Origin of the sequence: Sphingobium terrigena, assembly GCF_003591655.1 — a bacterium.
Lineage (GTDB): Bacteria > Pseudomonadota > Alphaproteobacteria > Sphingomonadales > Sphingomonadaceae > Sphingobium > Sphingobium terrigena.
This window is the reverse complement of record NZ_QVRA01000002.1, coordinates 40,590-64,254: the sequence shown is the minus strand read 5'-3', so window position 1 is coordinate 64,254 and position 23,665 is coordinate 40,590. Positions and strand designations below refer to the sequence as shown.

Sequence of the window (23,665 nt, the reverse complement as noted above, 5' to 3'; positions counted from 1 at the left end):
CCAATGCGTCCCGCCTCCGCTAACTCCGCGCCAAATCCTCTTATCCTACCCTCGGAGCTGCCCGAACATGTCCGCCTCCTCGCAATATGCCTATGTCATGAAGAACATGACCAAGAGCTTCCCCGGCGCTGCCAAGCCGGTGCTGAGCAACATCAACCTGCAATTTTATCGCGGGTCCAAGATCGGCATCGTCGGCCCGAACGGTGCGGGTAAATCGACCCTGATCAAGATCATGGCCGGTATCGACACCGACTTCACCGGCGAAGCCTGGCCGGGCGAGAATATCACGGTCGGCTATCTGGCGCAGGAGCCGCAGCTCGACCCGACCAAGACCGTGCTGGAGAACGTCAAGGACGGCGCGCGCGAGACTGCGGACAAGATGGATCGTTTCAACGAGATCAGCAACATCATGGCCGATCCGCCGGAGGACGTCGATTTCGACGCGCTGATGGAGGAAATGGGCACGTTGCAGGAACAGATCGACGCGGTCGATGGCTGGACGCTCGACAATCAGCTGGAAATCGCGATGGAGGCGCTGCGTTGCCCGCCGTCCGACTGGTCGGTGGAAAATCTGTCGGGTGGTGAAAAGCGCCGCATCGCGCTCACCCGCCTGCTGATCCAGAAGCCCGACATCCTCCTGCTCGACGAACCGACCAACCATCTGGATGCCGAAAGCGTCACCTGGCTGGAAAATCATCTGAAGGAATATGCCGGGTCGGTCCTGATGATCACCCATGACCGCTATTTCCTCGACAATGTCGTGGGCTGGATCCTCGAACTCGATCGCGGCAAATATTTCCCGTACGAAGGCAATTACTCCACCTATCTGGAGAAGAAGGCCAAGCGTCTGGAGCAGGAGGACCGTGAAGCGTCCGGCCGCCAGAAGGCGATCAATGACGAGCTGGAATGGATCCGGGCCGGGACCAAGGGCCGCCAGACCAAGTCCAAGGCGCGTATCAAGAAGTTTGAGGAGCTGGTCGCTGGCCAGAACAGCCGCTCACCCGGCAAGGCGCAGATCGTCATCCAGGTGCCGGAACGGCTGGGCGGCAAGGTCATCGAGTTCAAGAACATCAGCAAGGCCTTTGGCGACAAGCTGCTGTTCGAGGATCTGTCCTTCCTGCTGCCACCGGGCGGCATTGTCGGCGTGATCGGCCCCAACGGCGCGGGTAAATCGACCCTGTTCAAGCTGATCACCGGCCAGGAAAAGCCCGATTCGGGCGAGATCGACATCGGCACGACCGTCCGTCTGGGCTTTGTCGACCAGAGTCGCGATCATCTGGACGATAGCAAGAATGTCTGGGAAGAAGTGTCCGACGGCCTCGATTATGTGAAGGTCAACGGCCATGACATGTCGACGCGGGCCTATGTCGGCGCCTTCAACTTCAAAGGGCAGGACCAGCAAAAGAATGTTGGCAAGCTGTCGGGCGGTGAGCGCAACCGCGTCCATATCGCCAAGATGCTGAAAAAGGGCGGCAACGTCCTGCTTCTCGACGAACCGACCAACGATCTTGACGTTGAAACGCTCGGCGCGCTGGAAGAAGCGATCGAAAATTTCGCGGGCTGCGCCGTGGTCATCAGCCATGACCGCTTCTTCCTCGATCGCCTTGCCACCCACATCCTGGCGTTCGAGGGTGACAGCCATGTCGAATGGTTTGAGGGGAATTTCGAGGCATATGAGGAAGATAAGCGCCGCCGCCTGGGCGATGCGGCCGATCGTCCGACGCGGTTGGCCTACAAGAAGCTGACCCGCTGATCTGATGCTTCAGTCGGGTGGTTGCAAAAGTTGCAACTGCCCGACTCCTTTTCGCACTTGCGATATTAGCGCTAATATTTGAAGAGAGCCGTGCCTTTCAGGCATCCTCTCCTAAACTTTACGGGCCGGTCCTTCACAGGATCGGCCCTTTTTTTACGCAAGTTGCGCAGAGAGGCGTGGATCGCAGGAGCATCTATCTCCGCATCTCATTCTTCCGTTCGCCCTGAGCTTGTCGAAGGGTCGCATTTCTTGAAGAAGGACAAGGCTTCGACAGGCTCAGCCCGAACGGTGAACAGAGGCGCGCGCAGTCGCACTCCCTCCAACATTAATTCACCCGTTTGATCCACACCTGACCGCCTTCGCGCGATTCGGTGATGAAGTTGGGGATGGCCTGCACCAGGTCGGATAGCCGCTTATAGCCGTAGTTGCGCACGTCGAAGCTGGAGCGGTTGCCCGCCAGCTGGCCCACCGATCCCAGCCGCACAAAGCCGCGCTCGTCGCGTTTGACCGAATCATAGGCGTCGATCAGCAATTTGATGACTTCGGCATCGACGGCCTTCTTCACGACCGGGGCGGGTGCTGGAGCAGACGCGGGAGGCGCGGCTTTTGCGGGCGCGGCTTTGGTTTCGTCAGCCTTGGGCGTGCGCGCCGGGGCTGGTGCCTTGCTGACGATCGGCTCTTCGGCTGCTGCCAGTGCCACCACGTCAATGAAGCGGGTACAGGCGCGGCGGAAACCCTCCGGCGAATTCATCCGGCCAAAGCCATAGACCGGTATGCCCTGCTGCCGGATGCGGGTGACGAGCGGGGTGAAATCGCTGTCGCTCGACATCAGGCCAAAGCCGCTGACCCGTCCGCTCGCCATCAGGTCCATGGCGTCGATCGTCATCTTCATGTCGGTCGCGTTCTTGCCCTTGGTCAGGTCGAACTGCTGCTGCGGTTCGATTGCCTGCGCAATCGACAGCGCCGCCCAGGTCTTGAGCGTCGCTTTGCTCCAATTGCCATAGGCGCGACGGATATTGACCGTGCCCAGTTCCGCCAGCACTGTCATCACCGGATCGAAATGGGCCGCCGACGCATTGTCGGCATCGATCAGCAGGGCGATATTGCCGCTCGGCCCGTCCAGAGACGTCATGCTATGTCCTTTCAGGCAGGCGTGAAGATGCCGCTCTGCTCATCCATGACATGCAACTGGCCGTCGGAAATGGCAAAGAAAGCGCCGATCAGTTTCAACTCGCCCTTGCGTTCCTTGGACCGGACGCAGGGGAAGGTGCGCAGGTTTGCCAGGCTCACCTTGACGCTTTCCTGCTCCATCGCCCGTTCGACGTCCCGGCTGCGATCCTCGCCATAGCGCGCAATCACCGTGTCGCGCGCCGGGTCCAGCAGCTCGATCCAGCTATGGATAAAACCGCCTTCGCCGGGTTCTGCATCCTTCAGATCATGACTGAGCGCCGCCTTGCAACCCCCGCATTTGCCATGGCCCATGACAATGATTTCGCTGACCTGAAGCACCTGCACGGCAAATTCCAGCGCCGCTGATACGCCATGATGACCGGGCGTCGTCTCGAACGGCGGCACCAGCGCGGCAACATTACGGACGACGAAAATCTCGCCGGGATTGGTGTCGAAAATCTGCGCGGGATCGACCCGGCTGTCGGAACAGGCGATGATCATCACCCTGGGGCTTTGTCCTTCGCTCAGTTCATCCCATCGCTCGCGCTGCTGAGTCCAGCCCGTTTGGCGGAAGCGGCGATAGCCTTCGATCATGTTGGAAAAATCAGCCATGCGCCGGTCTGTGCCGCACAATAAGGATGCTGGCAAGTATGGCCATATGGGGACTGGCAAGTGGTGCGCTGGATCGCTATCTGGGGCAGATGAACGACATCGCCCCGATCCCCATGCCCGGTGACCCTGTCAAGCCGGAGCGCGCGCGCAAACCCGACTGGATTCGCGTCAAGGCGCCGACCAGCCCGGCCTATCATGAGACGCGCAAGCTGATGCGCGACAAGGGGCTGAATACGGTCTGCGAGGAAGCGGCCTGCCCGAATATCGGCGAATGCTGGACCAAGAAGCACGCCACGGTGATGATCCTGGGCGATGTTTGCACGCGGGCCTGCGCCTTTTGCAACGTCAAGACCGGGATGCCGCGCAAGGTCGATGTCAACGAGCCGCAGAATCTGGCCGATGCCTGCGCCGAAATGGGGCTGGAACATATCGTCATCACCTCGGTCGATCGCGACGACCTGCCGGATGGCGGCGCGTCGCAATTCGTCAAGGTGATCGAGGCGCTGCGCCGCACGACGCCGAACACGACGATCGAAATCCTGACGCCGGACTTCCGCAACAAGCATGAGCGTGCGGTCGAGATGATCGTTACGGCGCGACCCGACGTCTATAATCATAATCTGGAGACGGTGCCGCGCCTCTACCCCACCATCCGCCCCGGCGCGCGCTATTATGCCTCGCTGCGGTTGCTGGAGTCGGTCAAGCGGCTCGACCCGTCCATCTTCACCAAGTCCGGAATCATGCTGGGGCTGGGTGAGGAGCGGCTGGAAGTGCATCAGGTGATGGATGATATGCGGTCGGCCGACATCGATTTCCTGACCATGGGCCAATATCTCCAGCCCACGCCCAAACATGCCAAGGTGATCGAGTTCGTCACGCCCGCCGCGTTCAATGCCTATGCCGCGATCGCGCGGGCCAAGGGCTTCCTGCAGGTCGCATCCAGCCCGCTTACCCGGTCGAGCTATCATGCCGGCGCGGATTTCGCCGAAATGCGCGCCGCGCGTGAGGCGAAGCTGGCCAAGGCTGCCCAGTAAATCCATGCCCCGCCATAACGAGACACGGCATCTGCCCTACAGCCCGACCCAGATGTTCGATCTGGTATCGAACGTCCCGGCCTACCCCGAATTTCTCCCCTGGATCAGTGCGATCCGGGTGCGGTCGAGCAGCGACACGGAAATGGTCGCTGACATGATCGTGGGGTTCAAGGGGATCAAGGAAAGCTTCACCTCCCGCGTTCACAAGCATCGGCCCGACCATGTCCGGGTCGATTATCTCGACGGTCCCTTGAAGCATCTGCACAATGAATGGCGCTTCCGCGATGACGGGCAGGGCGGGGTGCTGGTCGATTTCGAGGTCGAGTTCGCCTTCAAGAATCGCCTGTTCGAAATGCTGGCGGGCCAGATGTTCGACAAGGCGCTGCGCAAGATGATCGGCGCGTTCGAAACGCGCGCTGCGCAGCTTTATGCGCCCGGCGAATCGGGCAGCAGCAGTTCAAGCGCACAGAGCGCCGCCTGAAGCCGTACGCCGCCCCGGCCATCATTGTCGAAATGCCGCATGTCCGCGACGATCTTGTCGGGACTTGCCCCGCGTTCCGCGCGGGCGAATACGACGGTGCCGACCGGCTTCTGCTCCGTTCCGCCACCCGGCCCGGCAATTCCGGTTATGGCGACGGCGACATGGGCATGGCTTTTGAGCAGCGCACCCTGCGCCATGGCCCAGGCGGTGGCGATGGACACCGCCCCGAATGTTTCCAGCACATCATGCGAAACCTTCAGAAGTTCCGCCTTCATATCGTTGGAATAGGTAATGAATCCGGCTTCGAACACGTCGGATGAGCCCGCGATTTCGGTGAGGGCGGCGGACACCAGCCCCCCGGTGCAGCTTTCGGCGACGGCAATGGTCCGCCCGGCGCGACGGTTGGCGATGATGACCCGGTCGGCAAGTTCGACCAGGATGGTGGGGAGGATGCTGTCTGGCATCGGATCAGGATAGCGCGGGAAGGAAGAGGGTGGCAACCGCTTGTGCCGCAATACCTTCGCGCCGCCCGGCAAAGCCCAGCCGCTCGGTGGTGGTCGCCTTCACGCTGACACGGTCGATCGGCATGCTCAGTATCTCCGCGATCCGCGTCCGCATGGCGTCGCGATGCGGGCCGATCTTGGGCGCTTCGCAGATGATGGTCAGGTCGATATGGTCGATCGTCCCGCCGCGTGCCGCCACACGGTCGCCCGCATAGGCCAGAAAGCGGTCTGACGAGGCCCCGCGCCATTGCGCGTCGGATGGCGGGAAATGGCTGCCAATGTCGCCCTCTGCCAGTGCCCCCAGCAGCGCATCGACGATCGCGTGCAACGCTACGTCGGCATCGCTATGCCCGGCGAGCCCACGATCGTGGGGGACGAGCACGCCGCCCAGCCATAATTCCTCATCCGGGGCGAGGCGATGGACGTCATAGCCCATGCCGACGCGCACTGTGCGGGCGCTTGCCAGCCTGGCCTCGGCGCGGGCAAAATCCTGTGGGTAGGTCAATTTTTCCAGTCCCTCGTCGCCTGCAACCAAGATGACGTCATGGCCCCAGCCTTTCAAAATCTGTGCATCGTCCGTGGCTTCGCGGCCCTCGTCCCAGCCACGGTGCGCCGCCAGGATCGTGTCGAAGCGGAAAGCCTGCGGCGTCTGCACGCGGAACAGCCCGTCGCGCGCCACGCCTTCGCCCATCACGTCGCCCTCACCACGGACCAGCGTATCAGCGACCGGCAACACCGGTATCGCTCCCTGCGCACCGTCCAGTGCTCCCAGCAACCGGTCCACCACGGCACCCGGCAGGAAGGGCCGCGCCGCATCATGGATCAGCACCCGGTCCGCGCCACCCGCCGCCGCAATCGCCTCCAGCCCCGCGCGTACCGATCCGCGCCGACTGTCCGCGCCCAGCGTCACCCCGGCAATCGCGCGATCTCCCAGCAGCGCGCGCACTTGCGCCTCCTGCCCGGCACCGATGACCAGATGGATCGCGTCAATGCCCTCATGCGCCGCCAGAGCGTCCACCGCATGGGCAATCACCGCCTTGCCGCCAACGGTGCGGAACTGCTTGGGAATATTGCCGCCCGCGCGGCTGCCGGTGCCAGCGGCGACCAGCAGGGCGAGCGTTCTGTGCCTGTTGTCAGTCATGGCGCGGGGCATAGACGCTTGGGGCTGCCCCCGCCAGACCCCTTCGCTTGCCCCGCAGGCCAATAACCGCTATGGGCTGCCTGTTTTTTAGGCAGTATCGTTCGAGTATCATGCGCAGGCTTTCCCCCATTTCCATCGGTCCGCTGACGATCGACATGCCCGTCGTGCTGGCGCCGATGACCGGCGTCACTGACATGCCGTTCCGCACGCTGGTGCGCCGCTATGGCTGCGGCCTCAACGTGACCGAGATGATCGCGACCGCCGCGATGATCCGCGAGACGCGCCAGTCGCTGCAAAAGGCTGCCTGGCATCCGCTGGAGGAACCCGTGTCGATGCAATTGGCAGGCTGCTCGCCCGCCGAAATGGCCGATGCGGCTAAGCTGAACGCGGATCGCGGCGCGGCGATCATCGACATCAATATGGGCTGCCCGGTGAAGAAGGTCGTCAATGGCGACGCGGGCAGCGCGCTGATGCGCGACCTGCCGCTGGCCGCTGCGCTGATCAAGGCGACGGTCGAGGCGGTCGACGTGCCTGTCACCGTCAAGATGCGGATGGGCTGGGATCATAGCAGCCTCAATGCGCCCGAACTGGCGCATATTGCCGAAGATCTGGGCGCGAAGCTGATTACCGTTCATGGCCGCACCCGGTGCCAGATGTATAAGGGGTCAGCGGACTGGGGCTTCATCCGGTCGGTCAAGGATGCGGTCAAGCTGCCGGTCATCGCCAATGGCGACATCTGCTCGATCGAGGACGCCGACATGGCGCTGGAACAGAGCGGCGCGGACGGGGTGATGATCGGGCGCGGTGCCTATGGCCGCCCCTGGCTGATCAGTCAGGTCATGGCCTGGCTGGACCGGGGCGAGCGCGTGCCGGACCCGTTGCTGGAAGAACAATATCACGCTATCATAGAGCATTATAAGGCAATGCTCGATCATTATGATAATTATACCGGGGTCAATATGGCCCGCAAGCATATCGGCTGGTACACCAAGGGGCTGACCGGTTCTGCCGAGTTCCGCCATGCGGTCAATCAGGAGCCGGATGCGGACAAGGTGCTGGACATGCTCGCCCGCTTTTACGAACCGCTGATTGCGGGCGAGGTCGAGGCGGTGGACGCGCGTCAGGCGGCATGAGCGGCACGCTGCCGCTGGTGCCGCCGTTACGGATGCAGCAGGACGGTCCATCGCTGGCCGAACAGATGACCGCGCTGCCGGTGGCGACTTTGGTGATCCGGCCCGACAACAGCATTGCCGAAGCCAATGTCCGGGCCGAAACCCTGCTCAACATGGCCCGGTCCGCCATCGTCGGCAGCGATGTCGCGCGCACCATCCGCATCGCAGAGGCCGGTGCGCGCTTCGACATCTGGCACAGCCAGAAGCCGATCGCGGCCTATGATATCAAGGTCCATGCCGGGCGTACTGCCGAAATGGAGGTCGACCTGATGATCGCGCCGATCGTCGATCATGATGGCTGGCGGGTCGTGTCGCTCCATGCGCAGAGCCAGGCGCGCAAGATCGGTCATCGCGGCACGTCGGGCGGGGCGCGGTCCGCCATGGGCGCGGCGGCGATATTGGCGCATGAGATCAAAAATCCGCTGTCGGGCATACGCGGCGCGGCGCAATTGCTGGAAGGTGGGCAGGGCGGGCGCGACGCGGCGCTGACCCAATTGATCTGTAACGAGGTGGATCGTATCGCCGCGCTGATCGACCGGATGCAGGACTTCACCACCGACCGGACGCTGGAATGCCACCCCGGCAACATCTATCCGCTGATCGACCGCGCGGCCGATATTGCAGCGGCAGGTTTTGCCAAACATGTCCGTATCATAAAGCGTTATGATCCATCCTTGCCATTTGCCAACATCAATGACGATGCGCTGGTGCAGGTGATGATCAACCTGCTCAAAAATGCAGCGGAGGCACTGGAGCATGTCGCCAAGCCCCGCATCCGCGTCGAAACCGCTTTTCGCCATGGCGTGTCCGTCATGGTCGGCGGCGGCAAGGGCAGCGCGGTGCTGCCGATCGAGATCGTCGTGGTCGATAATGGGCCGGGCGTGCCGGAACATATTCTGGACCATCTCTTCAACCCCTTCATCACCGGCAAGCGCGACGGGCAGGGACTGGGGCTGGCGCTGGTGGACAAGCTGGTCCGCGACATGAACGGCTTTGTACAATATGCGCGCGATGCGGAGGCGGGCGAATCCACCTTCCGCATATTGCTGCCGATGGGGATGGGCTGATGGCCGCGACAGGGACGATCCTAGTGGTCGATGACGATCCCGCCATCTGCGTGGTGGTGGGCGAAGCGCTGCGACGGCAGGGGCATAAGGTCAAGACCGCCGGGTCGATCCGCGAGCGTGCCGCGCTGATGGACAGTTTCACGCCCGACGTGTTGATTACCGACGTCATGCTGCCTGATGGTGACGGGCTGGACGGGGTAGCGGACATCATCGCCGCCCGCCCGGCGCTCAGCGTCATCATATTGTCGGCGCAGAACACGCTGAACACCGCGATCCGCGCGACCGAAAAGGGCGCGTTTGAATATCTGCCCAAGCCCTTTGACCTCAACGAATTGACGCGCGCCGTGTCCGATGCGCTCGGCACCCGGCATGAGGCAGGCGGAGCGGCGGAGGAGGGAGGGCTGCCCCATGACGGACTGCCGCTGGTCGGGCGATCGCCCGCGATGCAGGAAGTCTATCGCACTATCGCCCGCGTGTTGTCGAACGATCTGTCGATCCTGGTACTGGGCGAATCGGGCACCGGCAAGGAACTGGTGGCCGAAGCGATTCACAGCCTGGGCCAGCGCCGGACCAAGCCGTTCGTCGCGATCAACATGGCCGCGATTCCGCGCGAACTGATCGAGGCAGAACTGTTCGGTTATGAAAAAGGTGCCTTCACCGGCGCCCACGCTCGCACCGCGGGCAAATTCGAGCAGGCGCAGGGCGGCACGCTGTTCCTTGACGAAATTGGCGACATGCCGATGGAGGCACAGACCCGCCTGCTGCGGGTGCTGCAATCGGGCGAGGTCACGACCGTTGGCGGTTCCAAACCTGTTCGGGTCAATGTCCGCATCATCGCCGCCACCAACAAGCATCTGCCGCAACTGATCGAGGAAAACCGGTTTCGGCAGGATCTCTATTATCGCCTGAACGTCGTGCCGATTGCCCTGCCAGCGCTGCGCGAAAGGCGCGAGGATGTGATCCTGCTCGCCCGCCATTTTCTGGAACGCGCCGCGCAGGAAGGGCTGCCGCGCAAGACGCTGGCGGACGATGCGACCCAGTTGCTGATGGTCTATCACTGGCCCGGCAATGTCCGCGAACTGCAAAATATGATGCAGCGCCTGGCCGTGCTGAGCCGCGAAAATGTCATCACCGGCGAGATATTGCGCAACATGCTGCCGATGGATGCGGTCCCGGCCGACTATGCCGCACCCGCCGATCATCTGGCCCATGCGGTGCGCGACTGGGCGCGGCGGCAATTGGGCGTCGGCATCGGCCAGCCCAATCGCAATCTGCATGACGATCTGCTGGCCGTCATCGAGCCGATCCTGTTGCAAGAGGTGCTGGCCACCGTCGATGGCAACCAGATCCGCGCCGCCGGGCTGCTGGGGATCAACCGCAATACGCTGCGCAAGAAATTGACCGATTACGGGCTGGACCCGCTGCAATTACGCCTGACCGATTGATCGAGATCAGCGCTACGCGGGACGAACCGACGGTCTGGATCGACCAGTAACAGCAGATGCGACAAATACTGTGTTTGATCGGGCACGGGGTTGTTGTAACAAAGCCACTATGAGCGGCGCGACTACAGTTTCCCGGCGGGTGCCGGCTTGGCGGAAACATCTGCCGCCTTTCCTGCGCCGACGGCGTCTGGCCGCACTGGTCGAGGCGGTGACGCTGGCGCTGTTCGTGGGCATGGCAGTGCTGACCTATCGGCTCGTGTCGGGCAGCGGCCAATCCTACGCACTGCTGACCCCGCCGATTGTCGCGCTGCTGCTGGTAGCGAATCTCGTCCCCGCCATCGCGTTGCTGGTGTTGCTGGGGCGTCGGGTTGCCAAGCGCCGCGCAGCGGCGTCGGCCATCGGCAGCGATGGCCAGTTGCACGTCCGGCTGGTCGCGATCTTCTCGATCGTCGCCAGCGTCCCCATGCTGCTGGTGGTGATCTTCGCGTCCCTGCTGTTTCAATATGGCGTGCAATTCTGGTTTTCCGACAGCGCGCGCGGGATGCTCCAAAATGCCAGCGATCTGGCGCGCGGCTATTATGAGCAGAATCTGCGCGAAGTCGGCGACGAGACGGTCACCATGGCCAGCGATCTGCGCGACTATCTGGCCCAGTCGAAGGTCAACAGCCCGCGCTTTGCCGAAGGCTTCATCTATCAGGTCGTGACCCGCAAGCTCAACCGATCGGCCATCATCGAAGTCGGCAAGGATGGGGTCGCCCGCACCGCCGCCACGGTCGATCCGGAAAACCGCCCCGCCGCGCAAATGCTGACCGCCGCCGTGGTCAAGCGGCTGAACGCGGGCGAAAATGTCGTCGTCCAGGCCAAGCCGCAGCAGATCGAGGCGGTGACATTGCTGTATCCGGGGTCGAAAATCTATCTCTATGCCACCCGCGATTCGGGGTCATGGGCGTTCAGCAACGTCGAGCGCGCGCAGAAGGTGATCGCCGATTATGATGTGTTTTCGGCGCAATCGCGGGCGTTGCAGCTGCGCTTCAACATCGCCCTGTTCGTCGGATCGCTGCTGTTGGTCGGCATTGCCGTCTATATCGCGCTGGCCGTCGCCGACTGGATGGTGCGCCCGGTAAACGAACTGGTGACGGCAGCACGGCGGATCACCGCGGGCGACCTGTCGGCGCGGGTGACCAGTCCGCTCGCCCGTGACGAGATCGGCACGCTGGCTTCCGCTTTCAACCGCATGACGCAAAGGCTGGAGGCACAGACCGGTGCGCTGGTCGCCGCCAACAGCCAGCTGGACGAACGCCGCGCCTTTATCGAGGCGATTCTGTCGGGCGTGACGGCTGGCGTGCTGTCTGTGGATCGCAAGGGCGTGATCCAGCTGCTCAATCGCTCCGCCGCCGCCATTTTGGTGGAGGAGGGCGACGATCCGGTCGGCCGTCTGCTGAGCGACGTATCGACCGAACTGGCCGATCTGATCGCATCGGATGAGAGCGCAGGCATCGTGCAGGTCCGCGCCCATGGCGACCTGCGTACGCTGGCGGTGAAAGTGTCGGATGATGCGTCCGGTCATATTCTGACCTTTGATGACATTACCCAGCAATTGTCAGACCAGCGCCGCGCCGCCTGGTCCGACGTCGCTCGCCGGATCGCGCATGAGATCAAGAATCCGCTGACCCCGATCCAGCTGGCCGCTGAGCGGCTTCAGCGCCGCTATGCCGACGAAATCACCAGCGATCGGCCGACCTTCACCCGGCTGACCGGCACGATCGTGCGGCAGGTGGGCGACCTGCGCCGCATCGTCGATGAATTCTCCTCCTTCGCGCGGATGCCCAAGCCCGTGTTCCGGCGCGAGACGGTGGGCGACATTGCCCGTCACGCGCTGTTCCTGCATGAGGTCGCGCATCCCGATATCCGCTTCGACTATCAGGCTGATACGCCTGATCTGGAACTGGTCTGCGACCGGCGGCAATTGGGACAGGCTTTGACGAATATCGTCAAAAATGCGGTCGAAGCCATTGAACCCAAGCCGGAACCGACGGAAGGCGAACCGCGCGGTCATGTGTCCATGCGGGTCGCCCAGATGGGCGAGGATCTGGTCATCACCGTGCGCGATGACGGCATCGGCCTGCCCCCGGAACGCGACCGGATATTGGAACCCTATATGACGACGCGGACCAAGGGGACGGGTCTGGGCCTCGCCATCGTCAAGAAGATTGTCGAGGAGCATCTGGGGGAAATTCGCTTCGATGACGCGCAGGGTGGCGGCGCATCGGTAACATTGCGTTTTGCTGCGGCGGCGCTGGAAAAATTGGAAGAGGGGCAGGTTATTGCCATGCCCAAAGGAAAAGTGACGGCCAATGGCGCTTGATATTCTGATAGTCGACGATGAAGAGGATATTCGCGATTTGGTCGCGGGTGTGCTGGAAGATGAGGGCTTCACCACCCGCACCGCCGCCAATAGCGACAGCGCGATAGAGGCGCTGGATTCGCGCCGTCCTTCGCTCGTCCTGCTCGACGTATGGTTGCAGGGATCGCGCATGGATGGCCTGGAATTGCTGGACGAGATCAAGCGACGCGACCCGACCATTCCTGTGCTGATGATATCCGGCCATGGCAATATCGACACAGCCGTCGCCGCGATCCGCAAGGGGGCCGCCGACTTCATCGAAAAGCCGTTCGAGGCCGACCGGCTCATCCATCTAGTATCGCGCGCGACCGAGACGGAGCGGTTGCGGCGCGAAAATCAGGTGTTGCGCGCCCGGTTCGGGCAGGATGATGAACTGACCGGCACATCGGCGGCGGTCAATGGCGTCCGCGCCACGATCAAGAAGGTCGCCGGCACTGGTAGCCGTGTCCTCATTTCCGGCCCCGCGGGCGTGGGCAAGGAAGTCGCCGCGCGGATGCTGCACAGCTGGAGCGGCCGCGCCGACTCTCCGTTCATCATCGTCGCCGCTGCCCGCATGGACCCGGACCGGGTAGAGGAGGAACTGTTCGGTCTGGAGGATCAGAGCGGTCTGGTGCGTCCCGGCTATCTGGAACAGGCGCATGGCGGCACCCTCTATATCGACGAAGTCGCCGACATGCCGATCACGACGCAGGGCAAGATATTGCGCGTCCTGACCGACCAGAGCTTCACCCGCGTCGGCGGGCAGCGCCAGGTGAAGGTCGATGTCCGCGTCATCTCCTCGACCGCGCGCGACCTGTCGACCGAGATTGAGGAACGCCGTTTCCGCGAGGATCTTTTCTATCGGCTCAACGTCGTGCCGCTGGTCATCCCGCCATTGTCCGAACGGCGCGACGATATTCCCCCGCTGGTCGAACATTATCTCGCCCGTTTCGCGGCCGAACGCCGCGTGCCGCCGCCAGATATGGCGAGTGACGCCATGGCGGCGCTGCAAGCCAATGAATGGCCCGGCAATGTCCGCCAGCTGCGCAATGTCATCGAACGCACGATGATTTTGGCGCCGGGTGATCGCATCGGCCGGATCGAGCTGGACATGCTGCCCGCTGAACTGACGAGCAGCGGCGGCGGCGAAGGCATGGGCCAGTCGGCCATCATGGGCGCGCCGCTGCGGGAGGCGCGGGAGAGTTTCGAGCGGGAATATCTGCGCATCCAGATCCGCCGTTTTTCGGGCAATATTTCGCGCACGGCGACCTTCATCGGCATGGAACGGTCCGCATTGCACCGCAAACTCAAGCTGCTGGGGATCACCGACGGCAAGGAATAGGATGGCGATCAGGGGCGCTCCATTCCCCATGGACGCCCCTTCGCAATTGCGATACGATTATCCCTGCCCCCGACAAGCGGGGGCAGGCAAGACACCCTGCCCAGGGGTGCAAGAGCGGGTAACGTCCCGCCAAGAATAAAGGACCGTCAGAGATATGGCCGATAAAGTGAACAATCTTCAGGATATTTTCCTGAACAGCCTGCGCAAGAGCAAGACCCCGGTGACCATGTTCCTGGTCAAGGGCGTGAAGCTGCAAGGCATCATCACCTGGTTCGATAATTTTTCCGTGCTGCTGCGCCGCGATGGCCAGTCCCAGCTGGTGTATAAGCACGCCATCTCCACCGTGATGCCCGCCCAGTCGATGGACCTGACCGACCTGCGCAAGGCCAGCGACGGCAATGGCAAGGCCAAGCTGTTGCAGGAAATATTCCTGACCGCCGTCCGCAAATCGGGCAGCCCGGTGACGATGTTCCTGGTCAATGGCGTGATGCTTCAAGGCGAAATCGCCGCGTTCGACCTGTTCTGCATGTTGCTGGAACGCGATGGCATGGTCCAGCTGGTCTATAAGCACGCCATTTCCACGGTCCAGCCGCTCCATTCGCTCGACCTGTCGGGCGAGAATGAACAGGACGACTGACCTGCTCGGAGCGTATTTCCGCCTCCTTTGAATTGAGCGTTTGGAAAGGCCGTATCGAGGCGTCATACAGTCTGTATGATCGTTCGATGCGGCCTTTCGGCTTTGCGCAACAGGGTTAGGGCAAAGGCATGAGCCTCGATCTTCCAGCCGTCATAGCCGACATTACTGCCAGCATGGCGTCGATGGAGGATCGCGGGCAGGTCGCGACCTATATCCCCGAACTCGCCACGGTCGACCCGGCGCAATTCGGCATCGCCATCGTCACTGCCGATGGCCGGGTGCTGACCGGGGGCGATGCTGATACCGGCTTTTCGATCCAGTCCGTGTCCAAGGTATTTGCGCTGACCCTGGCGCTCGGCAAGGTTGGCGACCAGCTGTGGGACCGGGTCGGGCGCGAGCCGTCGGGCAATGCGTTCAATTCGATCACCCAGCTGGAACATGAGCAGGGTATCCCGCGCAATCCCTTCATCAATGCGGGCGCGATCGTGGTCGCTGACGTCAATCTGGGCGGTCATGAGCCGCGCGTCGCCATTGGCGAGATGCTGCGCTTCGTGCGCTATCTGGCTGGCGATGACAGCATCACCATCAACGAAGCGGTGGCCGCGTCGGAAACTGCAACGGGCTTCCGCAACATGGCGCTCGCCAACTATATGCGCGCCTTCAACAATGTGCGCCATCCCGCCGAACTGGTGCTGGGCAGCTACTTCCATCAATGCGCGATCGAGATGAGCTGTCGGCAACTGGCGCTTGCCGGGCGCTATCTGATGCTCGACGGGCAGCATCCGGGTGGAGGGCGCGTGATCTCGCCCCGCCGGGCGCGCCGCATCAATGCGCTGATGCTCACCTGTGGTCATTATGACGCATCGGGCGACTTCGCTTTCCGCGTTGGCATCCCCGGCAAGTCGGGCGTGGGCGGGGGGATATTGGCGATCGTGCCGGGCCGCGCTGCCATCGCGGTCTGGTCGCCGGGCCTCAACGCCAGCGGCAATAGCTGCCTTGGCACGCTGGCGCTGGAGGAACTGGCCCGCCGCACCGGCTGGTCGGTGTTCAGTCCGCCGGACGAGGGGGACTGAAGCAGAGTATCGGATAAGTCTGGAGCCTTTCCTGCGGGCGGCAGCATCGCCGCGCTGGCAGGAAAATCTGGCTCCCCCGTTAGTCTACATCGCGAACTTCTTTCGGCTTCCTACGATGGAAGCTAGGAAACTGGTCACGCGTTACCGTGCCGCGTTCAAGAACGCTGCTTGAGATAGATCTATACGACGAATAATACGTCGTTCACTGTCCAAAGTGGCGCATGAAAACTTGCCATTCCCCGTTTTGGGGTGGCTGTTGTCTTGCGCTTGGAGCCAATAAATCAGCGTTCAATTCTGATCGTGGCACGAGGTCCAGCGGTTCATCGCTCCTAAAAGCGTGTAGCTCGGCTCTCTCTCGGTTCGATCTGAAAGTGGTGATGGCCTAGGATTTTGATTGCCGCAAGGGGGAGGGCACTGAAGTGCCGCTTGTGCAGCAACGCGGGCAAATGGGCACGAATCTACCCTTTTTGCACCTAGTCGGCTCATGGCTAGACTAGGATGGTGAACTCGAAGGAACTGCCGATCGGTCTGAGCATCACAGCAGAAGCACCAGATTCTGCGCTCCAGTATCGACATGGCCTTTTGGGGAATGCCGTCTGCGTACTGCGCCGCTCAGGCACTGACCGCAGCAGTTCAAGCGACGGACTGCGACGCTAGATCCTTTACGGCGTCCAGCTTGACGGCCGCCGACTTGCGTTCGGAATAGCGGTCGACGCGATATGGGGACTTCAAATTCTCCAGAGATGTGCCGACCAAGATTGGTGGGCAGCGACGCGACGCGGGTTTCGGCAGGTCCAGAGCATCAGGCCCGCGCCGCCGACAATCATGGGCAGGCATAACCATTGGCCCATATGAAGGCCCGTCTCGGCCGCGAAGCCGATGAGTTGCTGATCAGGCTCACGAACATATTCAACGAGAAAACGGAAAAGACCGTAACCGAGAATGAACGCGCCGCTTAATAGGCCCGGACGCTGACGTGAACTCGTGAAACGAAACAGGCACCAGAGCAGTAGAAACAGGATCGGTCCCTCCAGCATTGCCTCATAAAGCTGGCTTGGATGGCGGGGGAGAGGTCCGCCATGGGGAAAGACGATGCCCCACGGCACGGTGGTTGGGCTTCCCCAAAGCTCGCCATTCACGAAATTGGCGAGGCGTCCGAGGAACAGCCCGATCGGCGCGCACATCGCGACATAGTCGATGATCCTTAGCCATTGCAGGCGATGGTTGCGCGCGAACAGTATGATCGCAATGGCAACACCGAGCGCTCCGCCATGAAAGGACATGCCGCCCGCCCAAAGCTGGAATATCTTCAGCGGCTGCGCGAGATAGGCTTCCGGATCGTAGAAGGCGACATAGGCGAGGCGACCGCCGATGATGATGCCTCCCGTCATCCATGTCACCAGGCCATCGGCCTGTTCGCGCGTCATAGGGGCAGCGTTTTCTGCCAGGAGCCGGACAAGATAGAACCAGCCAAGTAGAATGCCGACTATATAGGCAAGGCTGTACCACCGGAGCGCAAATGGGCCAATCTGGAGCAGCACTGGATTGAGGTGTAGCGATGAAAAATAGATCGCGGTTTGGGCATGACCCGCGAGACTCATGGTGCAGTCCGATCTAAGGGAAAATTGCTCATTCGCATGTTCCAGACTCGCGCTCAAACGGTAATCCTTCCCATGTTTCCAGCCATGTCCTCCGCGCCGCACGGGAAGGCGCCTAGCGATTTGTTCCATGAATGATCGGCTTTTGCGACCTCGCGGATTTGTGTCCGCCGCACGGCGCCTGTTCAGGGCCAGCGAAGCGAGTTTCATTCTGCTCGCGGTCGGCGTTGGCATTGCCGCTGGACTCCTGGCCGCCGTCCTCGGCGCGGCGGCACATTTGCTACAATCCACCCTGTACGGCCTCCAGGTTGCCGACCGCCTCAGCGGCCTTGCTTCAATCTCTCCGATCCGGTTGCTAGCTTTGCCGTTCGGAGGCTTGGTACTCGGCGTGATTCTGGTCTTGGTTCGCAACAACAAGCGGACTGCGATCGACGTGGTGGAGGCCAATGCGCTGCACGGCGGACGGATACCCTTTCGCGATACGGCGCTTGTGTCTGGCCAGACCCTTGTTTCCAACGGTTGTGGAGCATCCGTCGGGCTCGAGGCGGCCTATGCACAAGCGGGAGGAGGGATCGCCTCGCTTGTTGGCCAATGGCTCAACTTGCGCCGCAATGACTTGCGCGTGCTGGTTGGAGCCGGATCCGGGGCAGCAATTGGGGCTGCGTTTGGCGCGCCCCTGACAGGCGCTTTCTATGCCTTCGAAATTGTCATAGGTGCCTACACGCCCGCCAGTATTGCCCCTGTGGTCGCGGCTACGCTGGCAGCGGTGGTTACGGCGCGGACACTGGGCGCGACGCCTTATCTGATTGCCGCGACGAGTAGCCAGAACCTCGCGACTGTGGACTATCTCCTCTATGCGGTTTTGGGTTTGATCGCTGCGGTCATCGGCATCGCGCTGATGCGGCTGGTGTCCTTTGCGGAGGCTGCCGTCCGCCGCACAATGCTGCCCGAGTGGGCGAGACCCGTCGTCGGTGGCCTGATCCTCATTCCGATCGCAATGGGCTCGCCCCACGCGCTCTCGGCCGGACATGGCGCGCTGCACCTAACGATCGGCAGCGAACTGGCGCTCAGCGCGCTGGCGCTCATCTTCGTTCTCAAATGCCTCGCTTCGATCGTTTCGCTGGGCTTCGGCTTCCGGGGTGGGCTGTTCTTTGCCTCGCTTTTTCTGGGCTCGTTGCTTGGGCAGATTCTTGCTGGCTTGTGGATGCTCATCCCGGGCGTCGTCCCATTGTCGATGGTCGATGCAGCGCTTGTGGGAATGGCGGCGTTGGCCGTTGCGGTCGTCGGCGGGCCGATGACCATGTCTCTTCTCGTTCTGGAGGCAACCCATGATTTCGGGATCACGGCGGTCGTCTTGACCGCCGCGCTTTGCTCAAGTGCGCTGGTCCGCGAGCGGTTTGGCTACTCGTTTTCGACCTGGCGCTTGCATCTGCGCGGCGAAGTGATCCGTAGCGCGCGGGACATAGGCTGGATGCGCTTGTTGACGGCGCGCAAGATGATGCGGGCGGCACCTGCCACCGCGTTGCCGACCTTGCCCATGGCTGCCTTCCGACAGCAATTCCCGCTGGGATCAACCAGTCGCGTTTTACTTCAGGATGCGGTGGGCCACTATGCCGGTCTGGTTCCTACGGCGGCCGTTTTCGCCGACACCGGGGAGGGTGAGCGAGCGATCGCTGATCTCTCAATCCTCAAGGGCGTCACCTTGTCTCCAGATTTATCGATCGGATCGATCATGGAGCGTTTCGACGAGAGCGGTGCGGACGATCTTGCCGTTGTCGATGCGGAGGGCCGCATACTGGGTATGCTGACAGAGAAATATGTCCGGAAGCGCTACGCTGATGAGATCGATCGATCGCAGCGCGACCTCTATGGCGAAGATTAACGTGGTTCCCTGAAGCGAATTGACCGCTTCCGACGGTCGTAAAATCCAGGCGATTGAAGTCGGATTCGACTGAACGGTTTTCGTGGACTGGCCAACACTCTGTAGATAGGGTAGGGGGGTAACCTATGGGACATCTGACCGAAGGCAATGATGAACTCCTGAAACGGGTGCGCCGCATCGCCGGTCAGGTCACGGCGATTGAGAAAGCGCTGGCGGCAGGGACGGACTGCACGACGACGCTGCATCTGGTTGCAGCGACACGCGGTGCCATCAACGGCCTCATGGACAAGATTATCGAGGAGCATGTCCGCGCGCATGTGGCGCATCCCGATCTTCCGGCCGAGGAGCGCGCCGCAGGGGCGGAAGAACTGATCGCGGTCATACGCCGCTACGCAAAATGAGGCTGAGAAATTGACGACGTCCCGCGACATTGACGCCTTTACGCACGACCATGTGTATCTGGGGGCCTCTCACGACGAGAACGCCCGCCGGACGTTGTGGGTTGTGGTGCTGACGGCTGTGATGATGATCGGCGAGATCTTCGCCGGCTATGTCACCGGCTCGATGGCGCTCCTGGCCGACGGTTTTCATATGGCGACCCACGCCGGGGCGCTGAGTGTCGCAGCGATTGCCTATGCCTATGCCAAGCGGCATGCATCCAGCGGGCGGTTCAGCTTCGGAACCGGGAAGGTCGGCGATCTGGCGGGCTTCGCTTCGGCGCTTGTGCTGGGCCTTATCGCCTTTGGAATCGGGATCGAATCGATCCTGCGGTTGTTCGAACCCATCAAGGTTGCGTTCGGCGAAGCGACGCTGATTGCGGTCATCGGGTTGGGCGTGAACATCGTCAGCGCATTCCTGCTGTCGGGTAGCCACCATCATCATCACGGTCATGACGATCACGCCCATGATCATGATGCCCATGGTGGGGACAATAACCTCCGCTCAGCCTATGTGCATGTGCTCGCCGATGCTCTCACTTCTGTGTTGGCGATCACGGCTCTTCTGGCAGGGCGCTATCTGGGCTGGATATGGATGGACCCGATCATGGGAATCGTTGGAGCGGTGGTGATCGCCCGCTGGTCCTGGAGCTTGATGCGCGATACCGCCGCGGTTCTCCTCGATACGACTGATAATCATGTGGCCGAGGAAATACTGGATCTCGTCGAAGGCCCCGGAGATGCGCGCATTTCCGATCTCCATGTCTGGCGTGTCGGCCCTGAAGCACATGCCGCGATCGTCGGCGTTGTCGGCGGCGCGGGAATCGATGCGACTATCATCCGTAATCGTCTCGTCCCCGTCCACGAACTGAAGCATCTGACGGTCGAGTGCCATTGAAAGCGCACGCATGAACTCTCCGTGCATAGACTTGTGCGCGTTCGACGGTTCGACCGGCTGGTGCCGGGGGTGCGGCAGGTCCAAACCCGAATGCAGGACATGGAAGAAGGCGCAGCCGCAACAACAACGCAAGATCGCCGCCGACCTTCCGCGCCGGCTCGCGAAGCTGGCAGGATGCGGCCGGGACAAGTGAACCGGCTAGCCTGGCGGCTAGCGTGCCCTGCTGGCGATCTTCCGATCCCGCCAGATAGGCTCAGGAAGCGAGGCGCGTGATTATCGGACATTCAGGTCGCTCGTTGCCGTGGCAGCCGTTCGCCAAGTCAAGCAACGCTTCGCGCATCGCATTGAGCGTGTCCGCCTTCCGGCCGAGGTCTGCCGCGCGCATTTCCGCCAGCGCCTTGACCTCCGCGCTGGCGCGATCGCGGTCGGACCAGAGATCGAGCAGCACGCGAATTTCTTTGATAGGAAAGCCGAGATCGCGGGCGTTGGCGATGAAGCGCAGGCGATGCACGTCGGCTTGCGAATAGTCTCTATACCCGCTGTCCCGTCGCGGCGACGACGGGATAAGCCCGATCTTCTCATAATGGCGGATCATCCGCTGCGACACAGCGCTCGCGTCGGAGGCCGCACCGATGTTCACAGCCTCACCCGATTGAGGCGCAGCGCGTTGGTGACGACGCTGACCGATGACAGGGCCATCGCGGCAGCAGCGATGACAGGTGACAGAAGGATACCAAACACCGGGTAGAGCAGCCCAGCGGCTATGGGGACGCCGGCGGCATTGTAGATGAAAGCAAAGAACAGGTTCTGGCGGATGTTGGCCATCGTCGCCTCGCTCAGCCGTCGCGCTCGCACGATGCCATTAAGATCACCCTTGAGTAGGGTGATACCGGCGCTTTCGATGGCGACATCCGTGCCCGAACCCATCGCGATACCAACGTCCGCTGCTGCGAGAGCGGGCGCGTCGTTCACCCCGTCGCCAGCCATGGCGACGACATGGCCTTCGCGTTGCAGGCGCAGGACGACAGCGCTCTTCTGATCGGGCAGCACTTCGGCTTCGACTGCATCGATGCCGAGTTTCCGGGCCACCGCCTCGGCGGTCGTCCGGTTGTCGCCCGTCAGCATGACGACGCTCACGCCCTCCTTGCGTAGAGTGGCCAGTGCCTCCGCCGTTGTTGCCTTGATCGGATCGGCAATGGCGAGGATCCCGGCAACCTGGCCGTCAACGGCGGCGAAAATCGCTGTCGCTCCGTCCGCCCGCAGCTCATCGGCCCGGGCAGCCGCGGCTGACACGTCGATCCCATTCTCCTCGAGATAGGCCGCGCCGCCCAGAAAGATGCGCCTGCCGTCCACGGTCCCGACCGCACCCTTGCCGGTAGGCGAGTCAAAATCGGAGACTTCGGGAACGTTGACGTCACGGTCCTTTGCGGCTGCGACGATCGCGAGCGCCAGCGGATGCTCTGATGCCCGCTCGACGCCCGCCGCCAGGCGAAGAAGGTCATGCTCCGAAAAGCCGTCCATTGCCACGATGCTCGTCACCGAAGGTCGCCCTTCGGTCAGCGTGCCGGTCTTGTCGACGACGATCGTATCGACCTTCTCCATACGCTCGAGCGCCTCGGCATTCTTGATCAGGACGCCAAGGCCCGCACCCCGTCCGATCCCGACCATGATCGACATCGGCGTCGCCAGGCCGAGCGCGCAGGGACAAGCGATGATCAGCACTGCGACCGCTGCCACGAGGCCGTGCGCCAGTCGCGGTTCCGGACCCCATATCCCCCAGATCGCAAATGAGAGCAGTGCTACGCCAAGCACTGCCGGGACGAACCAGCCCGCGACCTTGTCGGCCGTGCGCTGGATCGGCGCGCGCGAACGCTGCGCATCCGCCACCATCTGGACGATCCGCGCCAGCATCGTATCGCGGCCAACCTTGTCAGCGCGTATGACAAGAGATCCCGTTTGGTTCATCGTGCCGGCTACCACATGGGCATCGATCGTCTTGGTGACCGGCATCGACTCGCCGGTCACCATAGACTCGTCGATCGAAGAGCGGCCATTTTCGACAACTGCGTCCACGGGCACTTTTTCGCCGGGGCGGACCCGCAACCTGTCACCGACGGCGATCAAATCAATATCGACTTCCTCGTCGCTACCATCCGGCAGGATCCGGCGGGCAGTCTTGGGTGCCAGATTGAGCAGGGCCTTGATTGCGCCCGAGGTGCGCTCTCGGGCGCGCAGTTCGAGAACCTGTCCGAGAAGCACGAGGACGGTGATGACGGCGGCGGCCTCGAAATAGATCGCGACAGTGCCATCCATCATGCGGAACGCCGCCGGGAATATGCCTGGAGCCAGCGTGGCCACCACGCTGTAGGCCCAAGCGACGCCAGTACCCATCGCGATCAGCGTGAACATGTTGAGGTTTCGCGACCGGATGGAGGCCCAACCGCGCTCGAAAAACGGCCAGCCCGCCCACAGTACGACCGGGGTCGCCAAGGCGAACTGCACCCACCCCGATATTCGTTCGGAGACGAGTTGATGAAGCGCGGGGAAAAGATGCCCTCCCATTTCAAGGAGGAATATGGGTACTGTCAGTGCCAGGGCGATCCAGAAGCGCCGCGACATATCGACGAGTTCAGGGCTCGGGCCGGATTCCGCCGTCACGAGCTCTGGCTCGAGCGCCATCCCGCAGATCGGGCAAGGACCGGGACGATCCTTCCGAATCTCCGGGTGCATCGGACAGGTCCAAATCGTGCCCGGCTCGGCGACCGGGGCCTCGTTGCTCCCGCTTGCCAGATATCGTTCCGGTTCGGCGATAAATTTCGAACGACATCCGGCGCTGCAGAAGTGAAAATCCTTTCCGCCATGGGAGGCATGGTGCGCGGTCGCGTCGGGATCCACCATCATGCCGCAGACAGGATCCTTCGCTGTCTTCGAGCCTTGCGCCTCGCGGTGCTTTCCAGCGCAACAGCTATGCGCACCAGATTCGCTCGCGGAAATAGGATCGGTCATGGCTCGTCTCCTTATCGACGATAAGCAATTT

Annotated in this window: 21 protein-coding genes; 14 read left to right on the top strand and 7 right to left on the bottom strand. The window is 62.2% G+C overall.

Going from position 1 to position 23,665, the window contains the following annotated elements:
• Window positions 1-67 precede the first annotated feature (67 nt).
• On the top strand, window positions 68-1,753 hold the full coding sequence (ettA, locus tag D0Z70_RS02340; RefSeq protein WP_119743804.1) for an energy-dependent translational throttle protein EttA: 1,686 nt from the start codon (window positions 68-70) through the stop codon (window positions 1,751-1,753).
• A 325-nt stretch (window positions 1,754-2,078) separates the two neighbouring features.
• Here the strand turns inward: ettA and D0Z70_RS02335 are convergent, their stop codons facing one another.
• Entirely contained in the window at window positions 2,079-2,885 is an 807-nt protein-coding gene (locus tag D0Z70_RS02335) for an NYN domain-containing protein (protein WP_119743803.1), read from the bottom strand.
• Between the two features lie 11 nt (window positions 2,886-2,896).
• Window positions 2,897-3,535 carry a carbonic anhydrase gene (locus D0Z70_RS02330; protein ID WP_119743802.1) on the bottom strand — a complete coding sequence of 213 codons (639 nt, stop codon included), beginning with the start codon at window positions 3,533-3,535 and terminating at the stop codon, window positions 2,897-2,899.
• A gap of 38 nt (window positions 3,536-3,573) precedes the next feature.
• Here D0Z70_RS02330 and lipA point away from each other — a divergent pair, with 38 nt between their 5' ends.
• Both lipA and D0Z70_RS02320 read left to right on the top strand, forming a co-directional pair.
• Window positions 3,574-4,569 (top strand): lipoyl synthase, encoded by a 996-nt coding sequence (gene lipA / locus D0Z70_RS02325; RefSeq protein ID WP_119744072.1) that lies wholly within the window; start codon window positions 3,574-3,576, stop codon window positions 4,567-4,569.
• A gap of 4 nt (window positions 4,570-4,573) precedes the next feature.
• Window positions 4,574-5,050, top strand: coding sequence for a type II toxin-antitoxin system RatA family toxin (locus D0Z70_RS02320; protein ID WP_119743801.1), 477 nt, complete (start codon window positions 4,574-4,576; stop codon window positions 5,048-5,050).
• On the opposite strand, the gene D0Z70_RS02315 is transcribed toward D0Z70_RS02320, so the two are convergent.
• Both D0Z70_RS02315 and D0Z70_RS02310 read right to left on the bottom strand, forming a co-directional pair.
• Window positions 4,996-5,514: a CinA family protein gene (locus D0Z70_RS02315; RefSeq protein ID WP_119743800.1), complete on the bottom strand. Its 519-nt coding sequence runs from the start codon at window positions 5,512-5,514 to the stop codon at window positions 4,996-4,998. The two genes, D0Z70_RS02320 and D0Z70_RS02315, sit on opposite strands and share 55 nt — an antisense overlap.
• A gap of 4 nt (window positions 5,515-5,518) precedes the next feature.
• Window positions 5,519-6,706: a bifunctional 2-C-methyl-D-erythritol 4-phosphate cytidylyltransferase/2-C-methyl-D-erythritol 2,4-cyclodiphosphate synthase gene (locus D0Z70_RS02310; protein ID WP_119743799.1), complete on the bottom strand. Its 1,188-nt coding sequence runs from the start codon at window positions 6,704-6,706 to the stop codon at window positions 5,519-5,521.
• A 98-nt stretch (window positions 6,707-6,804) separates the two neighbouring features.
• Here D0Z70_RS02310 and dusB point away from each other — a divergent pair, with 98 nt between their 5' ends.
• From dusB to D0Z70_RS02275, 7 genes are all read left to right on the top strand, one after another.
• Window positions 6,805-7,827 (top strand): tRNA dihydrouridine synthase DusB, encoded by a 1,023-nt coding sequence (gene dusB, locus D0Z70_RS02305; RefSeq protein WP_119743798.1) that lies wholly within the window; start codon window positions 6,805-6,807, stop codon window positions 7,825-7,827.
• Window positions 7,824-8,933, top strand: coding sequence for a two-component system sensor histidine kinase NtrB (locus tag D0Z70_RS02300; protein WP_119743797.1), 1,110 nt, complete (start codon window positions 7,824-7,826; stop codon window positions 8,931-8,933). The genes dusB and D0Z70_RS02300 overlap by 4 nt, the downstream gene beginning before the upstream one ends.
• A complete protein-coding gene (gene ntrC, locus D0Z70_RS02295) occupies window positions 8,933-10,378 on the top strand; it encodes a nitrogen regulation protein NR(I) (RefSeq protein ID WP_119743796.1) in 1,446 nt (481 codons plus the stop codon). Before D0Z70_RS02300 ends, ntrC begins: the two co-directional genes overlap by 1 nt.
• Window positions 10,379-10,487: 109 nt before the next feature.
• Complete coding sequence (locus D0Z70_RS02290; RefSeq protein ID WP_119743795.1) at window positions 10,488-12,743, top strand: sensor histidine kinase; 2,256 nt, start codon at window positions 10,488-10,490, stop codon at window positions 12,741-12,743.
• A complete protein-coding gene (gene ntrX / locus D0Z70_RS02285; protein ID WP_006960543.1) occupies window positions 12,733-14,103 on the top strand; it encodes a nitrogen assimilation response regulator NtrX in 1,371 nt (456 codons plus the stop codon). The genes D0Z70_RS02290 and ntrX overlap by 11 nt, the downstream gene beginning before the upstream one ends.
• 154 nt (window positions 14,104-14,257) lie before the next feature.
• The gene (gene hfq, locus D0Z70_RS02280; RefSeq protein ID WP_006960545.1) at window positions 14,258-14,740 is read left to right on the top strand and encodes an RNA chaperone Hfq; all 483 of its coding nucleotides are present in this window, start codon (window positions 14,258-14,260) and stop codon (window positions 14,738-14,740) included.
• Between the two features lie 128 nt (window positions 14,741-14,868).
• Window positions 14,869-15,813, top strand: a complete 945-nt coding sequence (locus D0Z70_RS02275; protein ID WP_119743794.1) for a glutaminase — start codon at window positions 14,869-14,871, stop codon at window positions 15,811-15,813.
• A gap of 728 nt (window positions 15,814-16,541) precedes the next feature.
• Here D0Z70_RS02275 and lgt read toward each other — a convergent pair.
• Window positions 16,542-17,414 carry a prolipoprotein diacylglyceryl transferase gene (gene lgt / locus D0Z70_RS02265; protein WP_119743793.1) on the bottom strand — a complete coding sequence of 291 codons (873 nt, stop codon included), beginning with the start codon at window positions 17,412-17,414 and terminating at the stop codon, window positions 16,542-16,544.
• Between the two features lie 127 nt (window positions 17,415-17,541).
• Here lgt and D0Z70_RS02260 point away from each other — a divergent pair, with 127 nt between their 5' ends.
• From D0Z70_RS02260 to D0Z70_RS02245, 4 genes are all read left to right on the top strand, one after another.
• A complete protein-coding gene (locus D0Z70_RS02260; protein WP_119743792.1) occupies window positions 17,542-19,293 on the top strand; it encodes a chloride channel protein in 1,752 nt (583 codons plus the stop codon).
• Window positions 19,294-19,418: 125 nt separating this feature from the next.
• Entirely contained in the window at window positions 19,419-19,694 is a 276-nt protein-coding gene (locus D0Z70_RS02255; protein WP_119743791.1) for a metal/formaldehyde-sensitive transcriptional repressor, read from the top strand.
• 10 nt (window positions 19,695-19,704) lie between these two features.
• Window positions 19,705-20,628 carry a CDF family Co(II)/Ni(II) efflux transporter DmeF gene (gene dmeF, locus D0Z70_RS02250; RefSeq protein ID WP_119743790.1) on the top strand — a complete coding sequence of 308 codons (924 nt, stop codon included), beginning with the start codon at window positions 19,705-19,707 and terminating at the stop codon, window positions 20,626-20,628.
• A gap of 10 nt (window positions 20,629-20,638) precedes the next feature.
• Window positions 20,639-20,821: a DUF1289 domain-containing protein gene (locus tag D0Z70_RS02245; RefSeq protein ID WP_119743789.1), complete on the top strand. Its 183-nt coding sequence runs from the start codon at window positions 20,639-20,641 to the stop codon at window positions 20,819-20,821.
• A 60-nt stretch (window positions 20,822-20,881) separates the two neighbouring features.
• Here D0Z70_RS02245 and D0Z70_RS02240 read toward each other — a convergent pair whose 3' ends face one another.
• On the bottom strand, window positions 20,882-21,268 hold the full coding sequence (locus D0Z70_RS02240) for a MerR family DNA-binding protein (RefSeq protein WP_119743788.1): 387 nt from the start codon (window positions 21,266-21,268) through the stop codon (window positions 20,882-20,884).
• On the bottom strand, window positions 21,265-23,634 hold the full coding sequence (locus D0Z70_RS02235; protein WP_119743787.1) for a heavy metal translocating P-type ATPase: 2,370 nt from the start codon (window positions 23,632-23,634) through the stop codon (window positions 21,265-21,267). Before D0Z70_RS02235 ends, D0Z70_RS02240 begins: the two co-directional genes overlap by 4 nt.
• Window positions 23,635-23,665: the final 31 nt, after the last annotated feature.